Genomic DNA, 17,277 nt, shown 5'->3' with positions numbered 1-17,277 from the left:
TAAATTAATATCTAGAGAACTTATATAATCTACTAGGATTTTACATCATCCCAAAGCAGCAATTTCAAAGTCCACTTTTTAATTACAATTGCCTAAGCTTTAACCTCTTACCCTGCTGAATATAATAATTTGAAGAAAGAATGTAAAAAATCGGTTATTAGGAGTTTATGAGTGCTAAATCCCTCCAGATTATCTCCGTGTTGCAATAATTTTTTTAATCGGTATAAACCTTGGACTTTTCAAATTAGCTCAATGCTCACAAGATAGTTAATTTAGCTACAAAATATTCACGGATAGAATAAATATCACAGAAGAATTACAATTTAAAAACACTTTGGAACCATGGAAACAGAAAAGAATCTCAACGATGTTCAAGAACCCATTAGAAATGCTCCACCAGAAGTAAAGCAAATAATTGAGCGAGTATGGCATTTAGAAAAAAGTCGTCTTGATAAAAAAAGCTTAAGTCACATTAATGAAGATATTTTAATAATTATTAAAGAAGCTATCAAATGAAGCTAATTTCCATCAAGCTTTGTAATTTTCGCTCGTTTTATGGTATCACACCAGAAATTATGTTGGCAGATAGTGATATCACCAACACAACGGTAATACATGGTAATAACGGTGCAGGGAAAACCAGCTTACTGAATGCTTTTACATGGGTACTGTATGAGAGGTTTAGCGCGGCATTTGCATCGACAGAACAGCTTGTAAACAAACGTGCGATCGCACAAGCGCAAAACAACGAACCTGTACAATGTTGGGTAGAGTTAGCATGGGAACACGACAACAAACGTTATCTTGTCAAACGTCAATGTCGAGTATATAAAGCAGAAAATGACATTGATGCAGGTAAAACCGAGTTATACATGCAGTTTGCAGGTGATGATGGACGCTGGTTAATCCCATCTCAGCAACCAGAAGTCATCATTAATCAGATACTACCAAGTAGTTTACACCAGTATTTCTTTTTTGATGGCGAACGGATTGAACAAATCGTTCGTAGCGATAAAAAAGCTGAAATTGCCGAAGCAACAAAGATGCTATTGGGTGTAGAAGTAATTAACCGTTCTATCAAGCATTTAGCAGAAGCAAAGAAAACCTTAGAAAATGATTTGAAGGCAATTGGTGATTCGGGAATTAAACAACTACTGAAACAGCAGAATAAAATCGACTTAGAATTAGAAACGATTAAAAATAGACAAAATGAAATACTTCAGGAAATTGAAAATCAACAAACCTTAAAGAAAACAGCCAGTAGTCATTTACGAGAATTAGATTCAGCAAAAAATCTCCAAGAAAAGAGACAAAGCTTAGAAAATCAAAAGCAAGTTTATCAAGAACAACTGAGGAAAAGTCGAGAAAACATCAAACGCATAATTTCCACCAGGGGTTACACAGTACTTTTGGGAGAAACCACAGCCAATTTTCGGTATATAATCGACAACCTCAAACAAAATGGAGAACTAAAAGCAGGAATCTCCCGTGAATTTGTCCAAGATTTACTCAACTCACAAAAATGCATCTGTGGTGCAGATTTAACCTCCGGAACCCATGGACATCAAAATGTGAGTAAATTACTCAATCAAGCAGGTTCATCAATAGTCGAAGCAACCACTATCCGCATGGGTTCTCAAGTTGATGAAATCGATAAACAGTCTGTAATATTTTGGGAAGAATTAGACAAAGAACAAGTAGAAATTGGTAAATTCCGAGAAACAATCTCTCAAATAGAAACAGAATTAGATAATATTCAAGACATCCTCAGAAAAGATCCCAGTGAAGAAATTCGTAATCTTCAGAAACGCTTGGAGGATATTGAAGCAAAAATCACTGATTTAACACTAGAACAAGGTAGAAATCAGCAGAGAAATGAAACCTATCAAACAGAATTAGAAAATCTAAATAAGCAAATATCTCGACAGAAATTAAATGAAGATCGTCAAACCTTAGCACAGCGTCGGATTTCCGCAACTCAAGATGCGATTGAAAGATTAGCTGAAGTCAAATCTCGTCAAGAACAGCAATTTCGTATCCAATTGGAGAAAAAAGTTCAAGAAATATTTAGTGAAATATCAGTTACACCCTATATTCCCAAAATCAACGATAAATACGAACTAACACTAATTGAAAACACCTCCGGAATTGAATTACCAGTAGCAGCTTCCACAGGTCAAAACCAGATTCTCAGCCTTTCATTTATTAGTAGTATTATCGATCGAGTCCGCGAATGGAGTGAAAAGCAAAAAATGTTAATGCTTCCCGAAAGCAGCACATTTCCCATCGTCATGGATTCACCCTTCGGTAGTTTAGATGAAATTAACCGTCGGCAAATTGCGAAAATAATTCCCCGAATGGCAAATCAGTTAATTGTCTTGGTTACAAAAACTCAATGGAGAGGAAAAGTAGAAGCAGAGATGAAGCAGCGAGTTGGAAGAGAATATGTACTCACCTATTACTCATCTAAACCTAATTGTGAACAAGATTATATAGAAATCAAAGGAGAAAGATATCCTTTAGTTAAACAAAGTCCTAGCGAGTTTGAATATACTGAAATTATGGAAGTGAGGGAAAATGATTTTTAGAGATGAGACTAGGACTTACGCAACTGGCACATTTTTTATTGTAGGGTGTGTGACGCTTTAATAATTTTTGTACGCAGTTAGAATATTTGTAGCGTCACGAACCATTTCAGCCCAATTATCTTAATTTATTATTAATCAATATCTACCAAAAGTATGCTGGAAATAGGCAGAATTCGGGTTGCAAAAGATAAAGCAGAATTAGTGAAATCATTAACATCAGGTGATGGGCAAACTGGACCCTTTCAAACCTTCGCTGATGTCATTGTATTTGCAGCTTCCTTGGGTGCAAAATATAAAAAACGAGTCCCCCTAGGAGAAATTTCTAAAAGAGAACCAGGACCAATTGGAGTAGAGGTTTTTATTTCTAGGGGATATGATTGGGTAATTAAGCTATTAAGTGTGACAAAAACCCAAGATATCAAAATTTTATCGGTACATGAAGAGAATAAGGAATTGTTAAGAAATCACATATTTGAGGAATATGCGAATGGTGGTTTAGATATTTTGCAAAATGAGTTACGAGGTGCGGTTGATTATACTGAAAGAATTGTTTTGATGTTGAGTTATGAACGTAGTCATCAAGGTGAGGAAATGTCAGAAGAGGAATTTGATTTAACTAAATTCATGTCTTGAAATACATAGATCAATATTCATAAAAAATCAATCATCATTGGGCTTTCGATAATGGTTACTTTGGAATTAAAAAAGTAAGTAATGAGAAGTATTTAGTTATTTCCTCTGAAAATTTTCAAGAAGAAAGTTTAAATATAGATCAAGATATGACAACTATTCCATTGACAAAATATCATGGTAAGGAAATATTACTGCCCATCAAAAAAGAATATATACCAGATAAAAGCGCTATTGATTGGCATCGAGAAAATCATAAAATAGGATAATCACTCTTTATGTAAAGCAGGAAATTATAAATTGACTGACATTCGATAGTCAATCTTGATTTTGCTTTCCTAAATGCAAGTAAAAAAACTATAAAATCTCTGGAAGTCCAACATCTTTAGGTTCCACTATTTTCCCTTCAAAGCTAATTGTCTGATTCTCAAATGTTCTAGCTTTTGCCAAACATCTCCTCAACTCAGCATGTTCCATTCCATCTTTCATCCCGCCTAAGATATAGATCACTAACTTTGCAGCTAAATCTTTTCCGGCAACTGATATTCGCTTCCGATTGGGGTCATACAAAACCCCATACCAAAGGGAATTGGGAAGTTCAATATTACTAAATCCACCTTGCTTGTCAAACTTTCGTAACTTCTTAAAGATTTTTTCTAAGGATAAACCTTTTTTAAAAACTAAAATTCCCAAAGCTTGTACTAATGCAACTTGTCCCACAGGACGAAATAACATGTTTCCTTCACCACCATCTTTTTCAAAGCTGAACTTTCTTAATGCGGGTGTGGTTTCCTCTTCCAATACTTTGTAGCTAGATAAACTTGCTAAATAATCGAAAAGCTGGTGAAATTCAGCAATTCCCTCTGTTAACTCCTCATCTTCAGGACGCATAGAAATTAAACCTTTTTCTTGCTTCCAATGGGGAAACTTTTGTCCTAAATAGCGTTCTGACATTTCTTTGATTGCTTGCAATGTCGTCAAAACTGTAGAATTTGTGGCAACTGTAGCGCTATTCCAATTAACGCGAGGTTTTCGAGCTTCTTTCTGTTCTAATAAAGGATGGGTGACTGCAATTTTTCTGGCAATTATGGAAAATCCATCATCTTCATCTAACTGTGTTAATTGTCCCTTAGTTAAAGGTGTTGCCATGAGATTGACATGAACAAATATTGAACGTACTCGTCTCCTTGCTCCTTCACGGGTTTCTCCTGCTACGACTGCGGAAATAAATTCAATGCCAATTTTTTCTTGTGGGAGACTTTTGATATAATCGTGGGAAATGTTAAATTGATCAATTAAATTGTCGATAGTAATAAAACTTTCAGTAGAAGTTTTATCTTCTTTATTTTTGTCTTTTTTATAACGTTTGAGTTTTTTATTTTTCAGCAATTCCATTAAACCTTGTACACCCATCAACCGATGTTGTCCATCTAGGGCATGAATTGTGATATTCTCGACTGTGAGGTTCAGTAAACCAAGCTTTCCTTCACTATCAAGAGGTGTAAATTCAATGGTGGATTTAGTTGCTTTCCCATGACTATCCCACTCTGTAGCTTGGGGATTGTCTACCCAGGGTTGACTCACCACAACCAAAACTGGTGGAAATTTGTGGTGTTTTCGTGATGCTAAATATTGTACCAAAGCTGCTTGACGCGACCAATCGAGGGGACGTTGCTGAATTTCATCGATACTATCTGCGTCAATCTCGATATTATCGGTTTGGGGATTATACTTATGGTGAAGTAGGTCTAAGTGTGATGCGAAATCAATATTGGATGCGAACCATTCTAATGTAATAGAGCCTACATAAGCTTCCGTACCGCCCATTTCTGTTTTTTCAACTGGAAGCATTTTTCCAGAGTTGAGATACTGATCTAAGATTAAAGACAGTAGTCTTTTATTCCTCTCTTCTAAATCAGTGTACTGGTTAAAAATATCAGATATGGGGTCAGATTTGCGAGAAATCATAAAGTAATATTTCAGAAGTCAAGATTTTGGCACCCATTAAATATATACACAAGTGAGGCATAATTAAGATAGTTTTTAAAAACTGTAATTTTATGTGATACTAGAGCTTGCTCTTGTGGATATGTATTTGTAGACAAAGGGGTTTTACAAGTAGCTAGATCAAAATTTAGAGTTTTGAAGTCTGAGTATTAAGATTAGGGAAGGCAGTTGAATAGCTATAAAAACTTATGACAACAGCACAACAGCCAGGAAGTAAAAAGCAAAATAACCGCAGTGTTGCGGATTTTGTCGAAGATATTGCAGCACTAACTAAGGAAATCCAAGAATTATATTGTTTAGATGAGATTCCTTGGATTGTAGGATATTCCGGAGGTAAAGACTCAACGGTAATTCTACAATTGATCTGGAATGCGATCGCATCTCTTCCCAAATCCCAGCACCATAAGAAAATACACGTAATTACCACGGATACTCTGGTTGAAAACCCTATCGTTGCAGGCTGGGTACGTCAATCGTTGGAGGGACTTCAATATGCCGCCAAAATACAGCAAGTACCCATATATCCCCATTTACTTCAGCCGATTATTGAAGATACATTTTGGGTAAATTTGATTGGGAAAGGTTATCCGGCTCCCCGCCATCAGTTTCGGTGGTGTACTTCTCGCTTAAAAATTAATCCGGCAAACCATTTTATTCGAGAGATGGTACGGGCAAACGGAGAAACAATAGTTGTCCTGGGAACCCGTAAAGCTGAAAGTACTAAACGTGCTGCAACAATGATAAAACATCAGGTTGGTAGAGTGCGCGATCGCTTAAGTCCAAATGCCAGCTTACCTAATTCTCTTATCTACACGCCAATCGAGGAATGGCGAACTGATGAAGTTTGGATGTATCTGATGCAGTGGCAAAATCCTTGGGGAATAGATAACAAAGATTTATTTACGATGTATCGGGGGGCAACGGCGGATAATGAATGTCCCCTTGTTATTGATACTTCTACCCCTAGTTGTGGAGACTCTCGCTTCGGTTGCTGGGTTTGTACAATGGTAAGTAAAGATAAATCAATGGAGGCAATGATTCAAAATGATGAAGAGAAAGAATGGTTGCAACCATTATTAGATATACGCAATGAATTAGATATTAAAGATGATCGTGATAAACGAGATTTCCGAAGAATTTGGGGTAATGTTCAGCTATTTGAAAGGAACAAAAATGGAGAAATATCTGTAGAACCAATACCTGGACCTTATACTAAAAATTGGCGTGAACATTGGTTAAGACGAGTTTTGACAGCAGAAACTGAAATTCGTCGTACAGCACCAGAAAAAATGCGAAATATAACTCTAATTCAAATAGAAGAATTGAGCGAGATTCGCCGAATTTGGCTGGAAGAAAAACATGAATTTGATGATAGTTTACCCCGCATATATAAAGAAGTGACTGGAGAAGAATTTGTTGATCCCCGTCCCGGTGCTGGTTACAGTTTATTGGGAACTGATGAGTGGGAAGTGTTGGAAGAAATCTGTGAAGGAGATGCAATGCATCTGGAATTGATGGCAAGACTCCTAGATACAGAGTATCAGTTTCGGAAGCGATCGCGTCGCGTCGGAATCTATGATGCTTTGGAAAAATGTTTTGATAGTAGTTCTCGTTCTCAAGATGAAGCGATTAAAAATGCTCATTTAAAAAGGGATTTGCGGGAAGCTGTAAGTGAAGGAAATGTAGCGAAAGTTAGACAACTAACTTTGGGTGATGCATTGCTAAGTAATGAGGTGGATCATTTAGCTATAAATTCTCCCGATGAAAATAAATCAAAAGAATCCCAGAGTTGGAAAGATCGGAAGTTTAAGAAATAAAATTAAGTGAAGTAATCAAAACAACAGTAAATCTTCAGTGAAATGATATGAATTATGAAATTTATTGAACTAGTTCTCCAAAACTTTGGTCCTTATTTTGGGAAACAAGTTATTAATCTCGATACTCAAGTTGGTGATGATGATTCACGTCCAATTATACTTTTGGGTGGAATGAATGGTGGTGGAAAAACCACATTAATGGATGCATTGCGTCTTGCTTTATATGGACACCGTGCTGATTGTTCATCCCGTGGAAGTTTGAGTTATGGTGATTTTTTAGTTCAATGTATTAATAATCAGGCAAAAGTTGAAGATACTAGGGTAGAATTGGTTTTTGAACATATTGAAAATAACCACCCCATTCAATACCGGATTATTCGGACTTGGAATCGAAATCTGAAAGAGGGAAAAGATAGTTTAGGGATTTTCAATATTCAGGATGATACCTGGAATTTGGAAGAGTTGGTTAATACTTGGGATGATTATATTGAAAACTTACTCCCTTTAGGTATTTCCAATTTATTCTTATTTGATGGGGAACAAATCAAAGAGTTAGCCGAACAGGAAGTTCCTCCATTAATTGTCACAGATGCAATTAGGGCTTTATTAGGTTTAGAACTAGCTGAAAAACTCGCAATTGATATTGAAATTTTAGCAAATCGCAAGCGCAAAGAATTTGCTGAAACCAAAGATTTAGAAAATTTAGAAGAAATTGAAGCAAGACTGAAGCTGCTACAAGAAGATTACCAAAAAATTCAAGATGTAGTAATACAGTATAAAACATCCTTAACAGAAGCAGAAAAAGCCGAGACGGAAGCATTTAACAAATTCGCCTCTGAAGGTGGTAAGATAGCCGCAGAAAAAAGTCAATTAGAGAGACAACGCGATCGCAAAGTCGCAGAAGTTGAAGAAATACGTCAAGGAATGTGCGAAATCGCCGCAAACGTGCTTCCCCTAGCTTTGGTGCAAAACCTCCTCAATCAAGCGCAAACCCAGGGAGAGAAAGAGTTTCAGATTCAACAAGCCCAAATTGCTAGCGATCTTCTTTTAGAAAGGGATAAACGTCTCCTAGATTTAATTGCGAAGTTAAATATTACCCCAGAACAGGCGATAAAAATTGAGACTTTTCTGAGTGAAGATATTACAACTTTAAATGCAAATTTAATTCAAGCAGAAGAATTTTGGTTACTGGCTGACGCAGAAAGTCTGGGAAAATTGGGAAATATCCTTTACTACCTCCAAAATGCGCGAAATCTTGCCCAACAACAACTAAACCTGTTAAAAAACAAAGCAGATGAAATCATTGGTTTAGAACGTCAAGTTGAAACCGCAGCATCACCGGAAGAATATAATAGCTTGGTGGATATGCTGAAAATTACTCAGCAAAATGTCATTAATATCAAAGCTAAGTATACAGACACTCAAAAACAAGTTAGTGAACTCGAAGCAGAAATTGAAAAAACTAAAAAGGAACTAAAAGACTATACCACCGAAACAATCGATCGGAAAAATAGCCAACATATCATTACTGCATCTGCAAGGGTAAAGGAAACACTAAAAGTATTTCGAGAAAAGTTAACTTTGCGGAAGCTAAATAAACTGGAAATTGAAGTTACAGAATGTTTCCGTTATTTATTACATAAATCAAATTTAGTTCACCGCGTTGCAATTGAAACTTACAGTTTTAGTCTTTCATTGTACGACTTACAAGGAAAAATCGTTCCCAAGCATCGACTTTCTGCCGGAGAAAAACAGCTACTAGCAATTGCTTTTCTTTGGGGATTAGCACGCATGTCAGGAAGAAGATTACCCATTGCCATAGATACACCTTTAGGTAGACTTGATTCGTCACATCGTGGGAATTTAATCGAGAAGTATTTTCCCTCAGCTAGTCACCAAGTCATATTACTTTCAACTGATACGGAAATTGGTAAAGTTGACGTTAAAAAACTGAGAGAAAATGAAGTGATAGCGCGTGAATATCTTTTAAAATATGATTCAAATCAACGTCAAACAACAGTCATCAAAGATAAATATTTCTTTTAGTAACTCAGATAAAATTGCATTAAAAAAGCGGGTTTAGATTAAAACCCGCTGCTGTGAACAATCAAGAAACTAAATAAATCGAAAATCCGACAACTAATCCTTTCGTTGATCAACCTCATGAACAAGCACAATTGAAGCGACATCGTATTTTCTCCCACAAAAACAATTCATCTATTATGCTGCCGTTTCTAGCCAATCATAGACCTGTTCTAACTGTTCCATGGTAATTAAGCCATATTGCCAGAGAATCATTGGTAAAGGACCAGGATCCTGCTGACTATGACGTAAAGCAACAGCAATTGAAGCTGTAGAAATTGCTAAATCTTCTTGTAAAAAGTGAATCAGTTGAGAATATCTTGATGGTGACATTTCTATCCCACCTCCTTGCGTAGTGTGTATTGTCATATATCAATTGTCGCAATTGGTCAATAAGTAGCCAGTATTTTATCTGTCACTGTACGCTGATTGATGAATACATCAGTACAGAGATGAGTCTTTACACAAAATTAGTTGCTTCAACTTTTGAATAATATTCACGAAGTAGAAGGAAACCTGGTGTTTGCACGGCAAGGTCTCGGTGACTAATAATCTGTTCAACATATAAAACACTGTCATACTTTGTTGCTTAAAACTAAATCTGTCAAAAAATGCCTGCTAACCCTTAAGTTTCAACAACTCTAGGAAAGCAATTGTTTAATTTTGGATAAGTTATGGCTAAAAATTTGTAATCCTACCTATTATGAATCTGATTTATCTAATCTTCTATCTCAGTACTTGAGTGAATTACATCTGTAATTGTGAAGATTTCTTCAGGTGTACCTACTGCTACTCTCTAAATATACTTATATCTGAGAGAGTATTTTGCTACTCTATCCTGATCTTTTCCCTTCCAACTTGAAATATGGATATATGGGTTGAAGCAGATGAAAAATAGACTAGCATCAAAATATACCATTTATTTAAGGCAGTCAATAGTAATTCCAGCAAATTATTAAAAATATCTATACGCAGCAAGTCATATAAGTATCAGTTGGAGAAAATAAATATCCGCAATATAACTGAGAAAAAAGAATTAAATTTAACTCAAAGTTCATAATTTCACAACTACGATAGTTAGATTTATCTGAAGTCGAGATTCATCTTGCAGCACATCATAACCGTAATTCAGTCAGATGTCAGGTTAATTTGTTACCTCTGTAGTGCGAATGCGATCGCCTACCTTTAAACCTAATTCGGCTGCACGTCCAGAACGTAGTTCAATCACCTGATCAATCAACTTATTCCCCGGACCATAATTAGGACAGGGTTCCTTTGGACAAGGTGCAGCAGACGCTTGGATATACTGCACCACACCATCTCGAACAAACACCATATCTAAGGCAACAGGGACATTCTTCATCCAAAAACTCACAGCTTGGGGAGGATTAAAAGGAAACAGCATTCCCCGATTATCAGGTAAAGCTGGACGATACATTAAACCCATCGCTTGCTGTGGTGTTGTTTTTGCGACTTCTAGTTGAATCTTGTCACCTTTGGGCAGAATTGCCACAGCAGTAATTGGTAATTGTTGTCCCTTAATAGCTGGAGATGACACAGTTGTGGGAGATGTGGTAATTGGGAGTTTAGCTGGTGTGGAAGTAGAACAAGCAATTAAATAGAGACTCAAAAATATTGGCAGCAAAATTTGACGATTTATCATAAACTCTCAATCGGGCGATTTTAGAATTTGATTCTACATCTTTTTTGCTCGTAGCTACGGCGAGTTACAACTTGAGCAAAATCTTAAGATTCTCTTAAGACATAGCCCACACCCCGAACAGTTTGAATTAGTCGTTTTTGCCCTTCATCTTCAATTTTGAGTCGAAGATAGCGAATATATACTTCTATGACATTGGATTCTCCCATAAAGTCGTAACCCCAAACGTTTTCGAGGATTTGCTCGCGGGTGAGAACTTCACGGGGATGTTCCATCATATATTTGAGGAGTTCAAACTCCTTCATTGTTAAATCAATATTCTTTTGATGGAGAACAGCGCGACGGGTAGCAATATCTAGCACCAAATCGCTAAAGCGTAGCTGTTCAGAGGTATCAACATCTGGTTTGAGATACAATCGGACTAAGCTTAAGAAATCTTCCGAACGGTAAGGCTTGAGAAAATAATCATCAGCACCAGCCTCTAGACAAGCGACACGATCATCAACAGTATCTCTTGCCATTAAAACTAAAACAGGCGATCGCATTCCCGAACTACGAATATTTTTACATAGCGACAGTCCAGATTCTCCCGATAACATCCGGTCAATTACAATCAAAGCGGGTTCGCAATCACGGCTATATTGAATACCATTACTAGCATCGTTTGCCACTAAAGCATCATAGCCAGCTTCCTTTAAGTCAAAGCAAAGCTGAGTTGCCAGACTTTCGTCGCTTTCAATCACCAAAACACAAGGGTTATGAGCAAGCGTCATATAAAATTGGGGAGTAGGGAGTGGTTAGAAGTAAGTATTTAAGATACGAGTGATTGTAATCTTTGTTTCTGTGATTTTGATCGTTTGATTAGAAATTATCTTAATTCGGTAGGGACGAACAAGCGTTCGCCCATTAACCCCTGTTAAGGCAATTCCACCGATGTTGGTTTAGCGATATGGGGCAATCCCCAACCAAGTTTCTCCCGTAAGATGCGGAAAAACTCTGGTGATTGCAAACGAATGAACTTGACGCTGTAATGCGATCGCTCTAAATGCACACGGTCTGCTGGTGTGACATAATAGCCAGCATTGCCATCCACCACCATCACTAATCGGGGTGTATTGACAGGAAAAACATTCACAGGTTCGCTATCAGCAAAAACCAATGCCCTGGAAGCCAATGAATGGGGACAAATTGGTACTAGTTGCAACACAGGTACACCTGGTGTCACCACCGGACCACCCGCACTCAAAGAATAAGCTGTAGAACCAGTTGGCGTGGAAATAATAATCCCATCAGCAGCTATATCCACAGGTGCGTGATGCCCAATCACTATTTCAAAATGACACATGGAAGTCAGTGGTTCCCGATGTAAAACCATCTCATTCAAACACAAAGCTTCCCACAGAACTTTCTCGCCTCGAAAAACGCTAACAGCTAGCATTACCCTTTCTTCAATTTCATACTCGCCAGAAATCAAACTATCTAAAGCTTGAGGCATCTGATTGAGATAAGCTTCCGTCAAAAAGCCCATGTGTCCTGTATTAATCGTCATCAATGGAATTCCACAAGGTGCCACCTGTCGTGAAGCAGCTAACACCGTCCCATCTCCCCCCAAAACTACGACAAACTTCATATCCGAGTCAAAACCAGGGGGTGTAAGACCTTCAATCGGTGTATGACACACAGGGCTATCTGGGGTTGAATAGCCCAATATTCCGCCGATGCCAGTTGTCATTACAACTTCCCAACCAGCGGCGGTTAGCTTGTCTTTAACCTCAATAGCAATTCGACTTGCTATCGGTTTTTCATCGTTGTATATAATGCCCGCTTTCGGCACGGTCAAATTTCCAGTTTTTTTGGTAATGCTCTGTATTCTTGTTACATCGTGACATATTTGGTGCCCACTACAAAGTCAGCGTAATAAAACCAAATACAGCAGGATTTAGGATTTAACAAAGAGACAAGGCGGAGAACCTCGTCAATAGTTATCAATACCCCCTTCAACGTGGGTAGTGACTAAGAACCCAAAGGTGGTTTCTCTCAACTAAGTACAAAAATCTTTAGTATCCTATGAGTATTCTAACTAAGGAGACCGGATTTATCGGATGCACGAAAAGTTTTGAAAAGTGCATTTTTCCCTTGATTCCAGTTATCAGCGTAGATTAACTATTAGCTTTAAAAGGTGTCTTTTTTGACTTCTGCTTTTTATTTTTAGTTTTGGCTTTCTCATAATCGATTTCTTTAAGCTTTTTCATAATCCGGCTAAAATACTCTTGTAAATAGCTTTCCAGCGTTGTAGTCTCATTTACATCTAAATCAAATATCTTATATACTTCATCCATAGAAGCATTAAGTGGTTGACCACTAGCTAACACTTCAGTAAATGCTAGACGGTCAGAAATATTCCATCCCCATTGAAAGAAACGTAACGATTTACGTACTGCCCTTAATAAACTTATGGGCATCCTCGTAACTCTCGCATCTTTTCCAGATAAGCGTTCACATAATTTGATAATTTCTTCTGCACTCCAAGCACGAGTTCCTACTACAGGGAAACTCTGTTTATCTATATTTTCTACTTTTAATGCTCTAACTGCGAACTTTGCAATATCTTGAGTATCCATATAAGCAATGGGGGAAGATTCTCCCGTTACCCAAACTGGTTGTCCTTCTAAAATAGGGATACCGTATTGACCAATTAAACCTTGCATGAATCCCGCTAACTTGATATTGACGTAATTTAAGCCTGAATCAGCCAAAAATACTTCTGTACAGCGCTTAATTTCCATCAAAGGAACATGGGGATATTTATCAGCATTTAAGATTGAGAAGAAAATGAACCGCTCAACATTGGCTGCTTTTGCTGCTTGGATTAGTGCCACTTGACCTTCCCAATCCACTCGCTTAATACTAAGAGAATCTGTAGGACGTGCTGTAGCTGCATCAATTACCGCTGTAACACCTTGCAATGCAGATTCTAGGGTTTCGGGATAGCACAAATCGCCACCAGCTAACTCTGCACCCCATTCTCTCAAGAAGGCGGCTTTCTTCATACTTCTGACTAAACAGCGAACTTCATACCCCTCATCGATAGCACGACGAGCAACTTGTCTTCCTAAGGTGCCCGTGGCACCAACTATTAATATTGTCATGAGGGTTCGTTACGAAACTTTAAATTTTATTAATATTGATTTTATCAGAATCGACCCAGTAAGCAAAAAATTGATACTTTTTAGCTTTGTAGTTACAGACAACGAGGTTAAAACCCAACCTCGTTGTCCCTCGTTGTCTAGAAAATATAGTTACAACAGCAAGATTACTCTTCCTCTGCACCTTGAACTTTAAGTAACAATACTCCTAAGCCCCAGCCTACAAGAATTAGGGCAAAAGGTAGAAATGCCGCTGTAAATAATTCGCTTCCCATTTTTGGATAGTCCTTTGTTAAGTAGTTTGTTAAATTCAGTTTATCAGAAAGGGAATGGGGAACAGGGAACAGGGAATAGGGGGAGAGAGGGAGAGAGGGAGTTAGTAGTGGTTCATTCAAAACTTATTGGCTGGAAATAAATTTATGCATGATCTAGATGGATATCGTCCGCGTTTAGCAATAACTTTGGGAGATCCGGGGGGAATTGGAATAGAAGTAGTTTTGAAGGCTTTGGCAGATGTGCAGTTGCGAGAAAATTATGATGTGACACTGGTGGGAAGTGCTCGTTTACTAGCTAAGACTTACACTCAACTTAAATTTGTGGTTGATGCTGATTTGTTGGTGAATCCAGATGAAATTAAGGTTTTGGATGTAGATATTGATGCTGCAACAGAGGCAAAAATTATTCTGGGGGAAGGAAATGCGGCAAGTGGAGCGGTAAGCTTTGCTTTTATGGAACATGCGATCGCATCCACCAACAAAGGCGATTTTGATGCCATCGTTACAGCCCCCATTGCTAAGTCGGCATGGAAGGCAGCAGGCTATCATTACCCCGGACAAACTGAATTATTAGCCGAAAAATCTGGTGGAAAAAGGGTGGGGATGCTATTTGTCGCTCGTTCTCCCCATACTGGTTGGATTTTACGCGCTTTACTCGCAACCACACATATACCATTATGTCAAGTATCCCAAGCATTAACACCAGAATTAATGACCCAAAAATTAGAATTATTGGTGGATTGTTTAAAAACCGACTTTGGTATGGATTCTGGGACAATAGCGATCGCTGGATTGAATCCCCACAGTGGGGAACAGGGACAGTTAGGAACTGAAGAACAAGATTGGTTACTTCCTTGGTTACAGCAAGCACGGCAAAAGCACCCCAATTTCCAATTAGAAGGACTAATTCCACCCGATACAATGTGGGTAAATCCGGGAATTGCTTGGTATGGTAATTCCGCTTCCCAACCTGCTGATGCTTATATTGCCCTATACCACGATCAAGGATTAATTCCAGTTAAAATGATGGCATTTGATCGGGCTGTAAATACCTCGATTGGTTTGCCTTTTGTGCGGACATCACCTGACCATGGCACCGCATTTGATATTGCTGGCAAAGGGGTAGCTAACGCTACTAGTATAAAAGCAGCAATTGAATTAGCTGGATTCTTAACTATGCAAAGAATCAAAGCAAGAAAGTAATTTGAGCAAGAATTAAAAAGCTTAACGGGTGAGGTGCATATTTAGGCACTATTACCAAATTTTTAAATTATTTTTTAAGCTTTATCTCTGATGATAATCATCAATAAATTCCAACTTTTTTGTGATTATCGTCAATACAATTTTTTCTAATTAAACCTATTTATCTAGACTAGAGTAGTTGTTAATTATTTAATTTTATGTTATCCCCAAAAACAAGCATTGCTTTAGATATAAAAAAATAATCAGATCATAAATTAACACTAGTAATGGTAATATTGTCCACGATACTTTCTCAATTTTAGGATAAGTCAAATGAGTAACATGCTTCGCAACTTGCTAGTTGGTGCAGGTATTGCTGCCGTTGGTGCGATTGGTACAAAGAAAGCGGTGGAATACTTTCAAAATCGTGGAGAGGAAGAAGTAGTTGATGAAACTCAAGGTGATGCGGAAGTTTCCTCCCCAGAAGAAGTAGCTTATGCAACTGTAGAAGCGAGTTCTGTGCAAGGATTTTTAGACAGTAGCTTTGGTGATGCTGGTCGTTATGTTCCCAATCGTTCACCTAAAATTTTTGATTATCAAGGTCAGCAATATATGGTGATTTGGGCTTTTGATAATAAACAGCAAAAAAATCAAATGTTAGCTTTTAAATATACAGATAGTGGAAGACAAATGGTTGCAAGTGTTGGATACACTGGTGATAAAACTGACTATAATGTGAATCTTGAAGGTACACCTTTCGCCGTGAATGTGGATGGAAATTTAGTGACTTCTGGTCAGTCGGAAGCTGCTGGAGTTAATGATGTTGATTTTGTCCTTGCTTAGTATAGTTATTAATACCAATTTGAAAAAAGAATGCGACAGATGGGTAGGGGTTTAGCAATGCTAAACCCCTACTACGAATAATTTATATGTCGCAAACATTATTTGAATTGGTATAACTAGTTTGAATATTTCAGGTACCCAAGTTACTAAATAACTTGGGTATTTCCCTTTACCTCAATTTATTAACATTACGATAAATTATATCGATTCAAATAATGATTCCAAGATATTCAGCGTTAGAGACGTAGCACTGCTACGTCTCTACAAATATTTATCTGTCGCGTTGTTTTTTTAAGTTGGTATTACTTATTTTGTTGGCGATTAAAATCATATAGGTCTAAATTATAGTTGAGTTTCAAAACATTGACACCTGGTTCTCCAAAAATTCCCAAAAATCTACCATCAGTAGATTTATTAACTAAACCTCTGATTTCATCAGGCTCAATATTTCGACTACGGGCAACCCTTTCTAATTGTAAACGTGCTGCTCTAATTGAAATATGGGGGTCTAAACCTGACGCTGAAGTATATATTAAATCAGCAGGAGGCTGAAGGTTATCATCTCTAAACTGACTGTATTTTTCAACAACTCGACTAACCAATTTTGGATTACTGGGGGCAAAGTTGCTAGCACCAGAAATACCCGTCGGTTTTGCTTGTTTACCTTGGCTATATCTAATTGTGCTGGGACGACTTTGAAAGTATTTATCGGATGTGAAAACTTGACCAATTAAACTTGAGCCAATTGGTTGATTTTCAAGATTATAAATTATACTAGCTGTCGCTTTTTCTCCAATAAATGGCAACATTCCCACTGCACAAATTAATGATGGGTAAATCACCGCTGTAATGAACCATAATATAGCGGTTATTCGTAAGGCTTTGAATACCTGCTTAATCATAAATTGCCTACAAAATGATAATCTGTAATTTATATAAATATCATACGTGGATTGACATCCTCTGTCATTGCGTTCAGTCTGGATTTGAGTTTAATTTACAGTTGGTGATATATATGAATCCTATTTGAATATTCTTGGCGTAGCC

At 37.5% G+C, this 17,277-nt stretch carries 15 protein-coding genes; 7 read left to right on the top strand and 8 right to left on the bottom strand.

The annotated features are described in order from the left end of the window. Positions 1-342 precede the first annotated feature (342 nt). From CAL6303_RS30905 to CAL6303_RS24305, 3 genes are all read left to right on the top strand, one after another. Positions 343-516 (top strand): hypothetical protein, encoded by a 174-nt coding sequence (locus CAL6303_RS30905; RefSeq protein WP_015200488.1) that lies wholly within the window; start codon positions 343-345, stop codon positions 514-516. Beyond that, positions 513-2,588 carry an AAA family ATPase gene (locus tag CAL6303_RS24310; RefSeq protein ID WP_015200487.1) on the top strand — a complete coding sequence of 692 codons (2,076 nt, stop codon included), beginning with the start codon at positions 513-515 and terminating at the stop codon, positions 2,586-2,588. The genes CAL6303_RS30905 and CAL6303_RS24310 overlap by 4 nt, the downstream gene beginning before the upstream one ends. A 153-nt stretch (positions 2,589-2,741) precedes the next feature. Beyond that, entirely contained in the window at positions 2,742-3,221 is a 480-nt protein-coding gene (locus CAL6303_RS24305) for a DNA phosphorothioation-associated protein 4 (RefSeq protein WP_015200486.1), read from the top strand. 354 nt (positions 3,222-3,575) lie between these two features. Here CAL6303_RS24305 and CAL6303_RS24300 read toward each other — a convergent pair whose 3' ends face one another. Further along, positions 3,576-5,186, bottom strand: coding sequence for a DGQHR domain-containing protein (locus CAL6303_RS24300; RefSeq protein ID WP_015200485.1), 1,611 nt, complete (start codon positions 5,184-5,186; stop codon positions 3,576-3,578). Positions 5,187-5,413: 227 nt separating this feature from the next. Here CAL6303_RS24300 and dndC point away from each other — a divergent pair, with 227 nt between their 5' ends. Together dndC and dndD are read left to right on the top strand one after the other, a co-directional pair. After that, entirely contained in the window at positions 5,414-7,042 is a 1,629-nt protein-coding gene (gene dndC / locus CAL6303_RS24295; RefSeq protein ID WP_015200484.1) for a DNA phosphorothioation system sulfurtransferase DndC, read from the top strand. Positions 7,043-7,096: 54 nt separating this feature from the next. Then, positions 7,097-9,088, top strand: coding sequence for a DNA sulfur modification protein DndD (dndD, locus tag CAL6303_RS24290; protein ID WP_015200483.1), 1,992 nt, complete (start codon positions 7,097-7,099; stop codon positions 9,086-9,088). A 174-nt stretch (positions 9,089-9,262) separates the two neighbouring features. On the opposite strand, the gene CAL6303_RS24285 is transcribed toward dndD, so the two are convergent. The 6 genes from CAL6303_RS24285 to CAL6303_RS24260 form a co-directional block, all read right to left on the bottom strand. Beyond that, positions 9,263-9,493 carry a DUF2949 domain-containing protein gene (locus tag CAL6303_RS24285; RefSeq protein ID WP_041739937.1) on the bottom strand — a complete coding sequence of 77 codons (231 nt, stop codon included), beginning with the start codon at positions 9,491-9,493 and terminating at the stop codon, positions 9,263-9,265. A 775-nt stretch (positions 9,494-10,268) separates the two neighbouring features. Next, complete coding sequence (locus tag CAL6303_RS24280) at positions 10,269-10,787, bottom strand: DUF192 domain-containing protein (RefSeq protein WP_015200481.1); 519 nt, start codon at positions 10,785-10,787, stop codon at positions 10,269-10,271. 83 nt (positions 10,788-10,870) lie between these two features. Continuing rightward, positions 10,871-11,557: a response regulator transcription factor NblR gene (gene nblR, locus CAL6303_RS24275; RefSeq protein WP_015200480.1), complete on the bottom strand. Its 687-nt coding sequence runs from the start codon at positions 11,555-11,557 to the stop codon at positions 10,871-10,873. A 143-nt stretch (positions 11,558-11,700) separates the two neighbouring features. Then, positions 11,701-12,618 carry an NAD(+) kinase gene (locus CAL6303_RS24270; protein ID WP_015200479.1) on the bottom strand — a complete coding sequence of 306 codons (918 nt, stop codon included), beginning with the start codon at positions 12,616-12,618 and terminating at the stop codon, positions 11,701-11,703. Between the two features lie 325 nt (positions 12,619-12,943). After that, on the bottom strand, positions 12,944-13,933 hold the full coding sequence (locus tag CAL6303_RS24265; protein WP_015200478.1) for an SDR family oxidoreductase: 990 nt from the start codon (positions 13,931-13,933) through the stop codon (positions 12,944-12,946). Positions 13,934-14,097: 164 nt separating this feature from the next. Continuing rightward, the gene (locus CAL6303_RS24260; RefSeq protein ID WP_015200477.1) at positions 14,098-14,205 is read right to left on the bottom strand and encodes a PetM family cytochrome b6-f complex subunit 7; all 108 of its coding nucleotides are present in this window, start codon (positions 14,203-14,205) and stop codon (positions 14,098-14,100) included. Positions 14,206-14,349: 144 nt separating this feature from the next. Here CAL6303_RS24260 and pdxA point away from each other — a divergent pair, with 144 nt between their 5' ends. Then, on the top strand, positions 14,350-15,408 hold the full coding sequence (gene pdxA, locus CAL6303_RS24255; RefSeq protein WP_015200476.1) for a 4-hydroxythreonine-4-phosphate dehydrogenase PdxA: 1,059 nt from the start codon (positions 14,350-14,352) through the stop codon (positions 15,406-15,408). A gap of 312 nt (positions 15,409-15,720) precedes the next feature. Next, on the top strand, positions 15,721-16,230 hold the full coding sequence (locus CAL6303_RS24250; RefSeq protein ID WP_015200475.1) for a hypothetical protein: 510 nt from the start codon (positions 15,721-15,723) through the stop codon (positions 16,228-16,230). Between the two features lie 302 nt (positions 16,231-16,532). On the opposite strand, the gene kdpC is transcribed toward CAL6303_RS24250, so the two are convergent. Further along, positions 16,533-17,132, bottom strand: coding sequence for a K(+)-transporting ATPase subunit C (gene kdpC, locus CAL6303_RS24245; protein ID WP_015200474.1), 600 nt, complete (start codon positions 17,130-17,132; stop codon positions 16,533-16,535). Positions 17,133-17,277: the final 145 nt, after the last annotated feature.

Source organism: Calothrix sp. PCC 6303 (assembly GCF_000317435.1).
GTDB lineage: Bacteria > Cyanobacteriota > Cyanobacteriia > Cyanobacteriales > Nostocaceae > PCC-6303.
The sequence above is the reverse complement of the archived record's forward strand: the minus strand, read 5'-3'. Positions and strand labels throughout refer to the sequence as shown.

Excerpts from the sequence above, each read along its gene's own strand:
- CAL6303_RS30905 (WP_015200488.1), top strand. The coding sequence starts at position 343 with ATGGAAACAGAAAAGAATCTCAACGATGTTCAAGAACCCATTAGAAAT.
- CAL6303_RS24310 (WP_015200487.1), top strand. The coding sequence starts at position 513 with ATGAAGCTAATTTCCATCAAGCTTTGTAATTTTCGCTCGTTTTATGGT.
- CAL6303_RS24305 (WP_015200486.1), top strand. The coding sequence starts at position 2,742 with ATGCTGGAAATAGGCAGAATTCGGGTTGCAAAAGATAAAGCAGAATTA.
- CAL6303_RS24300 (WP_015200485.1), bottom strand. The coding sequence starts at position 5,186 with ATGATTTCTCGCAAATCTGACCCCATATCTGATATTTTTAACCAGTAC.
- dndC (WP_015200484.1), top strand. The coding sequence starts at position 5,414 with ATGACAACAGCACAACAGCCAGGAAGTAAAAAGCAAAATAACCGCAGT.
- dndD (WP_015200483.1), top strand. The coding sequence starts at position 7,097 with ATGAAATTTATTGAACTAGTTCTCCAAAACTTTGGTCCTTATTTTGGG.
- CAL6303_RS24285 (WP_041739937.1), bottom strand. The coding sequence starts at position 9,493 with ATGACAATACACACTACGCAAGGAGGTGGGATAGAAATGTCACCATCA.
- CAL6303_RS24280 (WP_015200481.1), bottom strand. The coding sequence starts at position 10,787 with ATGATAAATCGTCAAATTTTGCTGCCAATATTTTTGAGTCTCTATTTA.
- nblR (WP_015200480.1), bottom strand. The coding sequence starts at position 11,557 with ATGACGCTTGCTCATAACCCTTGTGTTTTGGTGATTGAAAGCGACGAA.
- CAL6303_RS24265 (WP_015200478.1), bottom strand. The coding sequence starts at position 13,933 with ATGACAATATTAATAGTTGGTGCCACGGGCACCTTAGGAAGACAAGTT.
- CAL6303_RS24260 (WP_015200477.1), bottom strand. The coding sequence starts at position 14,205 with ATGGGAAGCGAATTATTTACAGCGGCATTTCTACCTTTTGCCCTAATT.
- pdxA (WP_015200476.1), top strand. The coding sequence starts at position 14,350 with ATGCATGATCTAGATGGATATCGTCCGCGTTTAGCAATAACTTTGGGA.
- CAL6303_RS24250 (WP_015200475.1), top strand. The coding sequence starts at position 15,721 with ATGAGTAACATGCTTCGCAACTTGCTAGTTGGTGCAGGTATTGCTGCC.
- kdpC (WP_015200474.1), bottom strand. The coding sequence starts at position 17,132 with ATGATTAAGCAGGTATTCAAAGCCTTACGAATAACCGCTATATTATGG.